General features: G+C 55.9%; 13 protein-coding genes. 12 read left to right on the top strand and 1 reads right to left on the bottom strand.

Annotation, left to right across the window (positions count from 1 at the left end; all coding sequences use genetic code 11):
* Positions 1-24 precede the first annotated feature (24 nt).
* A complete protein-coding gene (mrcA, locus tag PanJK_RS20665) occupies positions 25-2,571 on the bottom strand; it encodes a peptidoglycan glycosyltransferase/peptidoglycan DD-transpeptidase MrcA (protein WP_256697668.1) in 2,547 nt (848 codons plus the stop codon).
* Between the two features lie 149 nt (positions 2,572-2,720).
* On the opposite strand from mrcA, the gene pilM reads away from it, so the two are divergent.
* From pilM to trpS, 12 genes are all read left to right on the top strand, one after another.
* Entirely contained in the window at positions 2,721-3,530 is an 810-nt protein-coding gene (gene pilM / locus PanJK_RS20660) for a pilus assembly protein PilM (RefSeq protein ID WP_265302750.1), read from the top strand.
* Entirely contained in the window at positions 3,530-4,072 is a 543-nt protein-coding gene (locus PanJK_RS20655; protein ID WP_256697667.1) for a PilN domain-containing protein, read from the top strand. The genes pilM and PanJK_RS20655 overlap by 1 nt, the downstream gene beginning before the upstream one ends.
* Positions 4,065-4,559 (top strand): hypothetical protein, encoded by a 495-nt coding sequence (locus tag PanJK_RS20650; protein ID WP_265302529.1) that lies wholly within the window; start codon positions 4,065-4,067, stop codon positions 4,557-4,559. The genes PanJK_RS20655 and PanJK_RS20650 overlap by 8 nt, the downstream gene beginning before the upstream one ends.
* Positions 4,549-4,926: a DUF2531 family protein gene (locus PanJK_RS20645; RefSeq protein ID WP_265302527.1), complete on the top strand. Its 378-nt coding sequence runs from the start codon at positions 4,549-4,551 to the stop codon at positions 4,924-4,926. Before PanJK_RS20650 ends, PanJK_RS20645 begins: the two co-directional genes overlap by 11 nt.
* Positions 4,871-6,130, top strand: a complete 1,260-nt coding sequence (gene hofQ / locus PanJK_RS20640) for a DNA uptake porin HofQ (protein ID WP_265302526.1) — start codon at positions 4,871-4,873, stop codon at positions 6,128-6,130. Before PanJK_RS20645 ends, hofQ begins: the two co-directional genes overlap by 56 nt.
* 481 nt (positions 6,131-6,611) lie before the next feature.
* Complete coding sequence (gene aroK, locus PanJK_RS20635) at positions 6,612-7,133, top strand: shikimate kinase AroK (RefSeq protein ID WP_008107887.1); 522 nt, start codon at positions 6,612-6,614, stop codon at positions 7,131-7,133.
* Between the two features lie 39 nt (positions 7,134-7,172).
* Entirely contained in the window at positions 7,173-8,261 is a 1,089-nt protein-coding gene (gene aroB, locus PanJK_RS20630) for a 3-dehydroquinate synthase (protein ID WP_256697662.1), read from the top strand.
* A gap of 61 nt (positions 8,262-8,322) precedes the next feature.
* Complete coding sequence (locus PanJK_RS20625) at positions 8,323-9,360, top strand: SPOR domain-containing protein (RefSeq protein WP_256697660.1); 1,038 nt, start codon at positions 8,323-8,325, stop codon at positions 9,358-9,360.
* A 96-nt stretch (positions 9,361-9,456) separates the two neighbouring features.
* Entirely contained in the window at positions 9,457-10,269 is an 813-nt protein-coding gene (gene dam, locus PanJK_RS20620) for an adenine-specific DNA-methyltransferase (protein ID WP_008107884.1), read from the top strand.
* A gap of 65 nt (positions 10,270-10,334) precedes the next feature.
* A complete protein-coding gene (rpe, locus tag PanJK_RS20615) occupies positions 10,335-11,018 on the top strand; it encodes a ribulose-phosphate 3-epimerase (protein WP_008107883.1) in 684 nt (227 codons plus the stop codon).
* The gene (locus PanJK_RS20610) at positions 11,002-11,679 is read left to right on the top strand and encodes a phosphoglycolate phosphatase (protein ID WP_061719727.1); all 678 of its coding nucleotides are present in this window, start codon (positions 11,002-11,004) and stop codon (positions 11,677-11,679) included. Before rpe ends, PanJK_RS20610 begins: the two co-directional genes overlap by 17 nt.
* A 15-nt stretch (positions 11,680-11,694) precedes the next feature.
* On the top strand, positions 11,695-12,699 hold the full coding sequence (gene trpS / locus PanJK_RS20605; RefSeq protein WP_154194058.1) for a tryptophan--tRNA ligase: 1,005 nt from the start codon (positions 11,695-11,697) through the stop codon (positions 12,697-12,699).
* Positions 12,700-12,736: the final 37 nt, after the last annotated feature.

Raw genomic sequence — 12,736 nt, 5'->3', positions numbered from 1 at the left:
CGGCAAATTTGCCGGCTTTTTTGATCAGAACAGTTCGTGGCTTTGGCCGTTGTCCATGATGGTGGTGCCCACATCATGCACCGAATACTCCGTCGGCTGCGTGCCGTTGATGAAGTACTCCTGACGCGAGTTGCCGCCATTGGCCAACTTGCCGGTGCCGCGATCGATGTTAACGGTGACCACGCCATCTGGCGGTGTCAGCGGCTGCACCGGCACGCCTTCCAGCGCGGATTTCATATAGTCATCCCATGCTGGCTGCGCACTCTTCGCGCCGCCCTCGTAACCGGAGATCTGATCCGGAATCGCGCCTGACATGGTTGAGCGACCCAGCGCGCGTGAATCATCGAAACCAATCCACACTGATGTCACCACGCCCGGACCGTAACCGGAGAACCACGCATCTTTTGAGCTGTTGGTGGTACCGGTTTTGCCGCCGATATCATTACGCTTCAGGTCACGACCGGCACGCCAGCCCGTCCCCATCCAGCCCGGCTCGCCGAAGATGTTGGTGTTCAGCGCGCTCTTGATCAGGAATGACAGCGGCGTGTTGATCACGTGCGGGGCATACTGCTGCTCGCCACCCGGCTGCGGTTGGGCAGGAACTTGCTCCAGCTCCGGCTGCGGCACGGTTTGGTTCTGCGATTGATCGGAAGTCGCGACATTCTCGACGCTCTCTTCGTTCAGCGCGACCGACTTTTTGGTATCGCCATAGATTACCGGCAAGTTGCACTGCGGACAGGCAATTTTCGGTTTCTCTTCAAAGATCACGCCGCCTTGTTCGTTCTCAATCTTAGTGATGAAGTACGGATCAACCAGGAAGCCGCCGTTCGCCATCACCGCGTAGCCGCGAACCACCTGCATTGGGGTAAAGGACGCCGCGCCTAAGGCTAACGATTCGGTATGCACGATGTTCTGCGCCGGGAAGCCGAAACGCTGCAGATATTCCGCCGCATAATCCACACCCATCGCACGCATCGCACGCACCATCACCACGTTTTTCGACTCGCCTAAGCCCTGACGCAAACGGATTGGGCCCGCATAAGTAGGCGGTGAGTTCTTCGGACGCCAGTCGGCACCTGCACCGGCATCCCAGCGCGAAATCGGTACGTCGTTGAGAATCGATGCCAGCGTTAAACCGCGATCCATTGCTGCGGTATACAGGAATGGCTTGATGTTGGAGCCCACCTGGCGCAATGCCTGGGTCGCGCGGTTAAACATGCTTTGGTTAAAGTCGAAACCGCCGACCAGTGCGCGCACCGCACCATCTTCTGGGTTGAGTGACACCAGCGCGGAGTTCACCGCCGGAACCTGGCCGAGCCACCAGTCGTCATTCACTTTGCGCACCCAAATCTGCTGACCGGCTTGCAACACCTGCGTCACGCTGCGCGGCGTTGGGCCTTGCAGCGTGTCAGATTTGTAAGCACGCGCCCAGCGTACGCCCGCCATATTCAGCGTGACGCTGCTGCCATCTTTCAGCATTGCTGTGGCTTGATCGGCGCTGGCGCTGGTGATCACCGCAGCATTCAGCGGTCCGTAAGTCGGCAGATTTTTTAGCGCGTTCTGGATGCGGGTTTGATCCCAGCTCGCTTCGCCCACTTTCCACAGCACATTGGTCGGGCCGCGATAGCCGTGGCGCATGTCGTACGCCATCACATTGTTTCGCACCGCCTGCTGTGCCGCTTCCTGCAGATGACGAGTGACGGTGGTGTAAACCTTATAGCCATCTTCATAAGCGCGGTCGCCGTAACGCTTCACCATCTCCTGACGCACCATTTCACTTAAGTAAGGTGCAGAGAAGGCGATTTCCGGACCGTGATAGCTGGCCGCCAGCGGCGTGTTGCGCGCGTCGTCATATTGCTGTTGCGTGATGTAGTTTTGATCCAGCATACGGGCCAGCACCACATTGCGACGCGCCAGCGCACGCGTATGAGAATAGAGCGGGTTGAAGGTCGAAGGGGCTTTCGGCAATCCTGCAATCATCGCCATTTCACTCAGCGACAGTTGATCAATAGGTTTACCAAAATAGACCTGCGCCGCCGCGCCCACGCCGTACGCGCGATAGCCGAGATAAATCTTGTTGAGATAGAGCTCAAGAATTTCATCTTTGCTCAGCAGCTGTTCGATACGGATCGCGAGGAACGCTTCCTTAATCTTACGCATCAAAGTGCGTTCCGGGCTGAGGAAGAAGTTACGCGCCAACTGCTGAGTAATGGTACTGGCGCCCTGCGAGGCGTGACCGGACATCAGCGCAATGCTGGCTGCACGGAAAATCCCCACTGGGTCGACACCGTGATGCTCGTAGAAACGGCTATCTTCGGTGGCAATAAACGCTTTGATTAACTCAGGCGGCATCTGTTTCAGAGTCAGCGGGACACGGCGCTTCTCACCGTATTGGGCGATCAGATCGCCATCCGCGCTGTAAACCTGCATAGGAGTTTGCAGGCGCACATCTTTCAATGTGTTCACATCAGGCAGCTGCGGCTCTATGTATTTGTACAAACCATAAACCGTGCCGGCTCCCAGCAAAATGCAACACACTGCAAGGATCAATAAATACTTTACGAACTTCACCTGAGAATTCCCATCTGTTGTCGTTTGAGCAGTTTATAAGCAACCGCGCGGTAGTATAAAGACAAGCCTGACGCTTTGATATACCCGCCATAATTGAAGTTGGCCGGGTATTGGAGCTCATTACCTTCAATGATAAGGAGATCATGCGTATGGCTTTTCAGCGCTGGCAAATTGGACTGGACATCCAAAACGGGCAACTGTGCGCCCTTGGCATCGAACGTCGACGTCATGGTTGGCAGTTGCGACACTGGTGGCAACAAACGCTGCCGCAAGATACGTTAAGAAACGGCGTGCTGCAAACCACGCCTGCGTTACTGGATATGTTAGGGCGCTGGCAGCGCCATCTGCCGAAACGCTATTCACTGCGCGTTGGCCTGCCGCCGCAGTTGGTATTGCAACGTACTTTGCCCATGCCGGAAACCTCGCTGCGTGAACCCGCGCTAGGGCGCTATGTAGCGGCTTCCGCACAGCGCCTGTTTCCCGTCGAGCCTGCTTCGCTGTCGCTGGATTATCGCTCGCCGGGCAAGGATGCTTCGCTGTGCGTCACCGCCGCGCGGCGCGAGGTGATTGCGCAATGGCTGACGCCGCTCAAGCATGCCGGTCTGCGCCCGGACGTGTTCGAACTGAGCAGCCTGGCGCTGACGCAGATCGCCATGCGCCTGCCGTTACGCCACAACCAGTTATTGATTCATCCGCTAAGCGATCACTGGCTGTGGACGCTGGCGGGTGAAAGTGCCACTTCAGGCTCGGCCACCGAACCTCTCACCCTCTCGCAGCTGCGCGAAACCTTCCCGCAGATGGAAAGCGTATTCTGCACCTCAAACCAGGTGTTGCCCGAGGAGCAGGTTAAACGCTGTAAACCGTTTTCACTGCTGCATTATCTGCAACCGCCGCTGCCCACGCAGGAAGGTATTTTTGCCATCGCGCTTGGGCTGGCGCTGCGCCCGGAGGATGTCTGATGCTGGCGGTTAACCTGCTTCCCTGGCGCATTCAGCAATCGCAGCGGCGGCGCCAGCAGAGCATCTCGCTGCTCTTACTTACGCTGGCGGTGACTTTGCTCATCCTCTCATTGCTGTGGTGGCGCGGTGTCAGTGCGCGGCAGCAACAGACGAACGCGCTGATGGAAATTACTTATCTGCTCAATGCGCTGCAGCAACAGCTGGAACAGCAGCAATCGCTGTTGCAGCTGCGTGAATCACTACTTAAGGCGCAGCAGGAACAGCTGCAGCGGCAAGAGCAGCATCAGCGCTGGCAGCATTTTTGGCAGCAACTGCCGCAGTTGATGCCTGACACCTTGTGGCTGAATCGCCTCGAGCGACGGCAAGGGCAACTGGTGCTGGAAGGGCAGGCGCAGAGCATGGCGGCAGTCAGTGATTTCCGTCGTCAGCTCATCACCCAGCCGCTGTTCAGCAGCGTAAAGCAGGGCGGCGTGAAGCGCGAGGCGGGCGGCGACTATCGCTTTGCTTTACATGCGCGTGTGCAGGAGGCGACAGATGAATGAACTCCTGCAGCGCTGGCTGATGCTAACGCTACCGCTGCGTATGGTGTGGCTGCTGATGTTATCGCTGCTGCTGTTTGCGCTGACGTGGATTGTGCTGCTTTGGCCGCAGCAGCAGATGCATGAAGCGCAAGCGCGGCAGATGGAACAGATGCGGCAACAGCAGCAACAGCGGCTAAAGCAACTGGCTTCACTTCCGGCGATTGATGCCTTGCAGATCGAGATTAGCCAGCTTCAGCAACTCACGAAAGATGCGGGTAATCAGCAAACGCTGGAGCGAATCGTGGCGGCGCGCGGCAGCCAGCTGGAAGCCTGGCATCCGGATAGCCAGCCGCAACAGCTGCAGTTAAGGCTGATCTGGCCGCAATTTCTGCCGCTGTTTAGCGAATTAGCCAACACCCGATTACCGGTGCCACAACGCTTTCAGCTGCACGCCGAGCAGGGCGTATTGAATACGCAACTTTGGCTGGAGAGTGACGATGCGGAGTAGCGCATTACTGTTATTGCTCTGTAGCTCGCTGGCGTTGGCGCGCGACCCTTTTCAGCCGCTGGCAGAAACACTGTGTCAGGCGCAGGTTGCTGCTCCAGAAGGCTGGCGTTTGCAGGGCATTATTGGCATGGCGCCGCACTACGTGGCGTGGCTGGTGTCGCCACAAGGCAAAAGCCATCGGCTGAAAGATCAAGCGCCTTTCCCCCAGCCGCCCTGGCAGGTCGTGCAGCTTACGTCGCGCACGCTGGTGCTGAGTGCGGCACAAAGCTGCACACCACAGCAAATCACATGGGTAATAAAAGGAGGTTTTTATGAAATGGATGACGTTACTGATGCTGCTGTGTCTGAGCATGCCGCTGCGCGCTAATAACGACCGCTTAAGCCTGACGTTTGATGATGCGCCGGTTGAACGTATTTTGCAGGCGCTGGCCGATTATCAACAGACCAACCTGCTGATTGCGCCAGGCGTTGAAGGTCGGTTATCGCTGCGCTTAGACAATGTTGGCTGGGATCGCGCGCTCGCGTTGGTAATGAAGTTAGCAAAACTCACCGTGGTGCAGGAAGAGGGCGTTTTGCTGGTCTACCCGGAAAGCTGGCAGCAGTTACAGGTGCAACAGGAAAAGGAGGAACGCGAGGAGGAAAAACAGCAAACGCCGCTGGAGCAACAAACTGTGACACTGCATTACGCCAGCGCCAGCGATATTTATCGCAGTCTGCAAGCCGAGGGTTCGTTGATGACGCCGCGCGGCCGCGTCACGGTCGATAGCCGCACCAACAGTTTGCTGCTGCGCGACACGGCTGAGGCGCTGCGTGACACCGAACGCTGGTTAAAAGCGCTGGATTTACCGCTCGAGCAGGTTGAGCTCACCGCGCACATCGTCACCATCAATGAAGAGCATCTGCGTGAGCTGGGCGTGAACTGGGGCACGTCACCGGCAGAAGTGGTGACGCAGGCGCTTCGCAACCCGTTGCTTGAGATCCCACTAGCGGTGAGCAATCCGGCGTTTCGCGCTGGCGTGACGTTGGGCCAGGTCAGCGGCGAGTTGCTCAACCTCGAGCTGAGTGCGCTGGAGCAGGAGAATCAAATCGAAATCATCGCCAGTCCGCGCTTGTTTACCTCGCATCAGCAAACCGCCAGCATCAAGCAGGGCACGGAAATCCCTTATGAGGTCAAATCAGGCAACAGCGGCGCGACGGCTATTGAATTTAAGGAAGCGGTTTTGGGTATGGAAGTAACACCGGTGGTGCTGGGAAATGGCCGCATCCAGCTCAAATTACGGCTGAGTCAGAACTTGCCGGGACGCAGTCTAAACATTGGCGACAATCAGGTGCTGAGTATTGATAAGCAGGAGATCGAGACTCAGGTAACGCTGCGCGATGGCGAAACCTTAGCGCTGGGCGGCATTTTCCAGCAGCAGCGTTCGCTGAGCGAAAAACGTGTGCCCGGGCTTGGCGATCTGCCGTTACTGGGCAATTTGTTCCGTCAGCAAACCGATGAGCAGAAGAAAAAGGAGCTGGTGATCTTTATTACTCCCCGACTGGTCAGGGAAGCAGCGCTTACTGCCGGATAAAGCGGAAAATTCGCTCTGTGAGGCCAACTGCGTTGACGCAGGGCTGGAATTAGCTTACAAGGTTTAGCGATTTTCAAAACGGTGTAACGGAACGCGGCAGAATAACCTTCCGAATGACGTTGGTCACAAGCGATACTGACGTCAAAAGAAATATCTCCAAAATAATTCGAGCTCCAGTAAGACGTTAAATGAGTGAATGCACTGTGCTTACATCGGTAAGCGATTACAGTGGATGACCCCGGCCAGCGTGCCTGTAGCACGAAATATAGCGGATTAGCGGAGGTGCGTTACCGTCTCGCGAACCACAGACCGGTCCTGTTAAGAGGTCGCCGGGGGCAATTTATTCGGTTGCCAAACGGCCATGAGTGTTGAGATAATTTTCCGTCTGACTCTTGTTAACGCTCATGAGGTCTCAGTTCCTGTCCCGCCAGCTACGCTGAACGCGGGGTATCATCAACGAATTCTTAGTAATACCGATAAAATGGCAGAGAAACGCAATATCTTTCTGGTTGGGCCGATGGGTGCCGGCAAAAGCACTATTGGTCGTCAGTTGGCTCAGCAACTCAATATGGAATTTTTCGATTCCGATCAGGAAATTGAGCGACGCACCGGAGCGGATGTAGGCTGGGTATTTGATGTGGAAGGCGAAGAAGGCTTCCGCGATCGTGAAGAAAAGATCATTAATGAGCTGACCGAGAAGCAAGGCATTGTCCTCGCGACCGGTGGCGGCTCAGTCAAATCCCGCGAGACCCGTAATCGTCTCTCCGCCCGCGGTGTGGTCGTATACCTTGAAACCACCATCGAAAAGCAACTTGCTCGAACCCAGCGTGATAAAAAGCGTCCGCTGTTGCAGGTTGAATCACCGCCGCGTGAAGTACTGGAAGCGCTCGCAGGTGAACGTAATCCGCTTTATGAAGAGATCGCTGATGTCACTATTCGCACTGACGATCAAAGTGCAAAAGTGGTGGCCAATCAGATCATCAACATGCTGGAAAAGAACTAATCCAGCGCCCTGAGGGCTCAGCAATAGGTATCGGTCATCATGGAGAAGATCACTGTCTCACTCGGGGATCGCAGTTACCCCATCACCATCGCTGCCGGACTGTTTAACGATCCGGCTTCTTTTTGGCCGCTCAAAGCAGGCGACAATGCCATGCTGGTGACAAACCAGACACTGGCGCCGATCTATCTTGAATCACTGTCAGCGCTGCTCAGCAATGCCGGCATTAAGGTAGATCAGGTCATTTTGCCTGATGGTGAGCAGTACAAAACGCTGGCGGTGATGGACGAGGTATTCACCGCGCTGCTGAAAAAGCCGCACGGTCGTGATACCACGTTGATTGCACTGGGTGGTGGCGTGATTGGTGACTTGACCGGCTTTGCTGCGGCCAGCTATCAACGTGGCGTGCGCTTTATTCAGGTGCCGACCACGTTGTTGTCTCAGGTTGACTCCTCCGTCGGTGGAAAAACCGCGGTTAACCATCCACTCGGCAAAAACATGATTGGGGCGTTTTATCAGCCCGCGTCTGTCGTGGTGGATACCCTTTGCCTGGCCACTCTGCCACCGCGCGAATTAGCGTCCGGTCTGGCGGAAGTGATCAAATACGGCATTATCCTTGATGGCGAATTCTTCCAGTGGCTGGAGCAGAACCTTGATGCTCTGCTGGCGCTGGATGAAACAGCCCTGGCTTACTGCATCCGTCGCTGCTGCGAGTTGAAAGCAGAAGTGGTTGCGGCTGATGAACGCGAAACTGGCGTACGTGCACTGCTCAATCTGGGCCATACTTTTGGTCATGCGATTGAAGCACACATGGGCTACGGCAACTGGCTGCACGGCGAAGCAGTGTCAGCTGGCATGGTGATGGCCGCACGTACCGCTGAACGTTTAGGGCAGTTCACCTCTGCTGAAACCGATCGCATTATCGCGCTGCTACTGCGTGCTGGTTTGCCTGTACATGGCCCAGCGAGCATGGCGGCGGAAGATTATTTGCCACACATGATGCGCGATAAGAAAGTGCTGGCGGGCGAGCTGCGTCTGGTGCTGCCTCTCGCTATTGGCCGCTCTGAAGTGCGTGGCGGTGTGGCACATGATATGGTGCTGGCAGCAATCAACGATTGCCAGAAACCCTGATTATTAGAAGTGAGTGGTGATGCGGCGTGTGGGAAGCGCGTCGTTTTACGGAGGAGGCTAAATGGATGAGTTCAAACCGGAAGACGAGTTAAAACCTGACGCCAGTGACCGCCGTCCGACGCGGCCACGCAAATCGTCTTCTGCGCCGAAAGTGAAAGTACCGGTTTCTCGTCAACATATGATGATGGGCATTGGTATTTTGGTTCTGCTGTTGGTGGTGCTGGGGATTGGTTCAGCATTAACCGGCCCAGACGAGAAGAAACCTGCAAACAATACCGCAAATAACGGCGCGGCACCTTCTGCCGGTGGCAGCGAAAAGAATATCGACCTTTCGGGATCGACGTCCATGAGCGGCCAGCAAAACGCCACGCCTTCTGCTGATGGCAGCGCACCGCAAAACACAGCGGGCACGGCTGCACCAGCGAGTAGCGACGGCCAATCCATTTCGATGCCATCAGTCTCCTCTACGCCGACGCAAGCTGCGCCTGTGGATACGCCAGCCAATCAGCAGCGTGTCACGCTGCCGGGCGATCTGAATACTGCGCTGAACAATCAGCAAGGTTCTGTCGATGCCGCAGCACAAGGCGCGCAGGGTAATAGCTCGTTGCCAACCGCACCGGCCACGGTCAGCGGCAACGGTAAAGCGATTACGCCGCCAGCCATGCGTTCAGAGACCCCCGCGCGCACCAGCAACAGCGGTACACGCGAGACGCACGCGTCGACGCCGCACAAAACAGCGGCCGCCACTAAACCGGCACCCGTGAAAGAGAACAACACCCGCACCACCGCGACGCGTAATTCCGCACCTGCCAGTTCGAGCGGTGCCAGTAAATCGCTGCCTTCGGGCGGAAACTACACGCTGCAGTTAAGTGGCGCGTCGAAAGAAGAGAGCCTGAACGCCTGGGCGAGAAAACAGAACCTGAGCGGTTATCACGTGTATAAAACCACGCGTAACGGCGAGCCTTGGTATGTGTTAGTGAGCGGTGCTTACGCCACGCCAGCCGATGCGAAACGCGCCGTGGCATCGCTGCCAGCGGAAGTACGAGCAGCTAATCCATGGGTAAAACCGCTTAGCCAGGTGAAGAAAGAAAGTCAGTAATTGATGTGGGGCCGTAAACATGCGGCCCCGTTTAAAGCGCAGAGCTGCTGTCGGTTTCACCACAGCCAATAATTAAGATGTAATAACCACGACAGCATGAAAAAAAATCGCGCTTTCCTGAAATGGGCCGGAGGAAAATACCCGCTCCTTGATGACATCCGTCGTCATTTGCCACAAGGTGATTGTCTAATTGAACCCTTTGTCGGCGCCGGTTCCGTGTTCCTCAACACCGATTATGACCGCTATCACCTGGCGGACATCAACGGTGATCTCATCAATCTGTATAACATCGTCAAAACGCGAACTGCGGCTTTCATAGAAGACGCGCGTCAGCTCTTCAACGCTGAAGGCAACACGGCAGAAACCTACTACGCGCAGCGCATCGCCTTTAATGCGAGCAAAGATGAATATCAGCGCGCGGTGCTGTTTCTGTATCTCAATCGCCACGGTTATAACGGTCTGTGCCGCTACAATTTGCGCGGTGAGTTTAACGTGCCATTTGGTCGTTATCGCAAGCCGTACTTCCCGGAAGCGGAGCTGTTATGGTTTGCCGAACGGGCGCAAAAAGCGACCTTTGTCTGTGAATCGTACGATGTTACTCTGAACAACGCCGTTGAAGGCTCAGTGGTTTATTGCGATCCGCCGTATGCACCGCTCTCGGCGACAGCGAATTTTACCGCTTACCACACCAACAGTTTTAGTCTGCGCGAGCAGCAGCATCTGGCGGAACTGGCCAATAAGCTGGCGCAGCAAAACCGCATCCCGGTACTGATTTCAAATCACGATACGCTGCTCACGCGTGAGTGGTATCAGAATGCGGATTTACACGTAGTCAAAGCCCGGCGTTCCATCAGCCGAAGCATAAGTGGTCGCACGCAAGTCGACGAACTGCTGGCGCTTTTCCGCTAGCTTGTTTCGTCCGCGACCAAGGCATTACGCCAGCTCAGGCTGGCGCACAAAATTGGGAGAATCGGATGAAACAATTTTTACTGGCCCCTTCAATTCTGGCTGCTGACTTCGCGCGCTTGGGTGAAGACACCGCCAAAGCGCTGGCGGCAGGTGGTGATGTGGTCCATTTCGATGTGATGGATAACCACTACGTTCCCAATCTGACGATGGGGCCGATGGTGCTGAAAGCGCTGCGCGATTACGGCATCACTGCACCTATTGATGTGCATCTGATGGTTAAACCTGTGGATGCATTGATCCCGGAATTCGCGAAAGCCGGCGCCACCTTCATCACTTTCCACCCGGAAGCCAGCGAGCATGTTGATCGCACGCTGCAGCTGATCAAAGAGCACGGCTGCAAAGCGGGTCTGGTATTCAACCCTGCGACGCCGCTCGACTACCTCGACTATGTAATGGATAAGCTGGATATCATTCTGCTGATGTCGGTGAACCCAGGCTTCGGCGGTCAATCCTTCATTCCTGGTACGCTCGACAAACTGCGTCAGGCGCGTCGCCTGATTGATGAGAGTGGCTATAACATCCGCTTGGAAGTGGATGGCGGCGTGAAGATCGATAACATCGGCCAGATTGCTGCCGCCGGTGCCGATATGTTTGTGGCCGGTTCGGCGATCTTTGGTCATCCGGATTACAAAAAAGTGATCGATGAGATGCGTGGCGAACTGGAGAAAGTTAATGGCTCATTTCACTGATATCCGCGCGCTGGCGTTTGACCTCGACGGTACGTTGGTCGACAGCGCGCCCGGTTTGTCACAAGCCATCGATCATGCGCTGAGCGATCTGCAGCTGCCGCCGCCGGGTTTGGCATTGGCCTCGACCTGGATTGGTAACGGCGCCGACGTGATGATGACCCGCGCGCTGACCTGGGCGCTGGGACGCGAGCCGCATGCCGAAGAGCAACGCGATGCACGTGCGCTATTTGATAAGTATTACGCGCAAACGGTGGAAGCGGGCAGCACGCTATTCCCGCAGGTGAAAGAGACGCTGGCGGCCTTGCAGGCGAAAGGTCTACCGCTGGCGATCGTCACCAACAAGCCCACGCCGTTTGTGGCGCCGCTGTTGAAGTCGCTCGGAATTGCCGAGTACTTCACGCAGATTATCGGCGGTGATGACGTGATTGTGAAAAAGCCCCATCCGGCAGCCATTTTCCTCGTCCTTGGTCATTTTGGCGTGCTTCCGGGACAATTGCTGTTTGTCGGCGATTCCCGCAATGATATTCTCGCGGCCCAGGCGGCAGGCGTACCGAACATCGGTATGACATTTGGCTACAACTACGGTGAGCCGATTGCGACAAGCCAACCCGATTTAACTCTCGACTCTTTTGACGAACTTTTGCCCGCTATCGGGCTGTGATTATCAGGACATAACATGAGCAAACCCATCGTTTTCAGCGGCGCCCAGCCTTCCGGTGAACTGACCATTGGCAACTATATGGGTGCGCTGCGTCAGTGGGTGCAGATGCAGGATGATTTCCACTGCATTTACTGCATCGTCGATCTGCACGCCATCACCGTACGTCAGGATCCCACCGCGCTGCGTAAAGCTACGCTGGATACCTTAGCGCTCTATCTTGCCTGCGGCATCGACCCGGCGAAAAGCACCATCTTTGTTCAGTCGCACGTGCCAGAGCATGCGCAGCTGAGCTGGGTGCTGAACTGCTACGCCTATTTTGGCGAGCTGAGCCGCATGACGCAGTTCAAAGATAAATCCGCGCGTTACTCGGAAAACATCACTGCAGGCCTGTTTGATTATCCGGTGCTGATGGCGGCCGATATCCTGCTGTATCAAACCAATCAGGTTCCGGTTGGCGAAGATCAGAAGCAGCATCTGGAGCTGAGCCGCGATATCGCCCAGCGTTTCAATGCGCTGTATGGCGATGTGTTCAAAGTGCCTGAGCCGTTCATTCCGAAATCGGGTGCACGCGTGATGTCGCTGCTTGAGCCGACCAAGAAAATGAGCAAGTCAGACGACAACCGTAACAACGTGATTGGCCTGCTGGAAGACACCAAAGCGGTGGTGAAGAAGATCAAACGCGCGGTGACTGATTCCGCCGAGCCACCAGTGGTGCGCTACGACGTTAAAGAGAAGGCCGGCGTTTCTAACCTGCTGGATATTCTCGCGGGCGTGACCGGTAAAAGCATTGCGCAGTTGGAGCAAGAGTTCGAAGGCAAAATGTATGGCCACCTGAAAGGTGAAGTGGCTGAAGCGGTTTCCGGCATGCTGACCGAACTGCAGGAGCGTTATCATCGTTTCCGTAACGACGAAGAGCTGCTGAATCAGGTGATGCGTGATGGCGCAGCGAAAGCCCGCGCCCATGCGCAGGAAACGCTGAAGAAAGTGTACGAAGCGGTAGGCTTTGTCGCACAGCCGTAAGCGGCTAGCGGGATAGAACAGAACGGCGGGTCATTTT

The sequence above is a fragment of the Pantoea sp. JK genome, assembly GCF_026130245.1.
GTDB classification, from domain to species: domain Bacteria; phylum Pseudomonadota; class Gammaproteobacteria; order Enterobacterales; family Enterobacteriaceae; genus Pantoea; species Pantoea trifolii.
The sequence above is the reverse complement of the archived record's forward strand: the minus strand, read 5'-3'. Positions and strand labels throughout refer to the sequence as shown.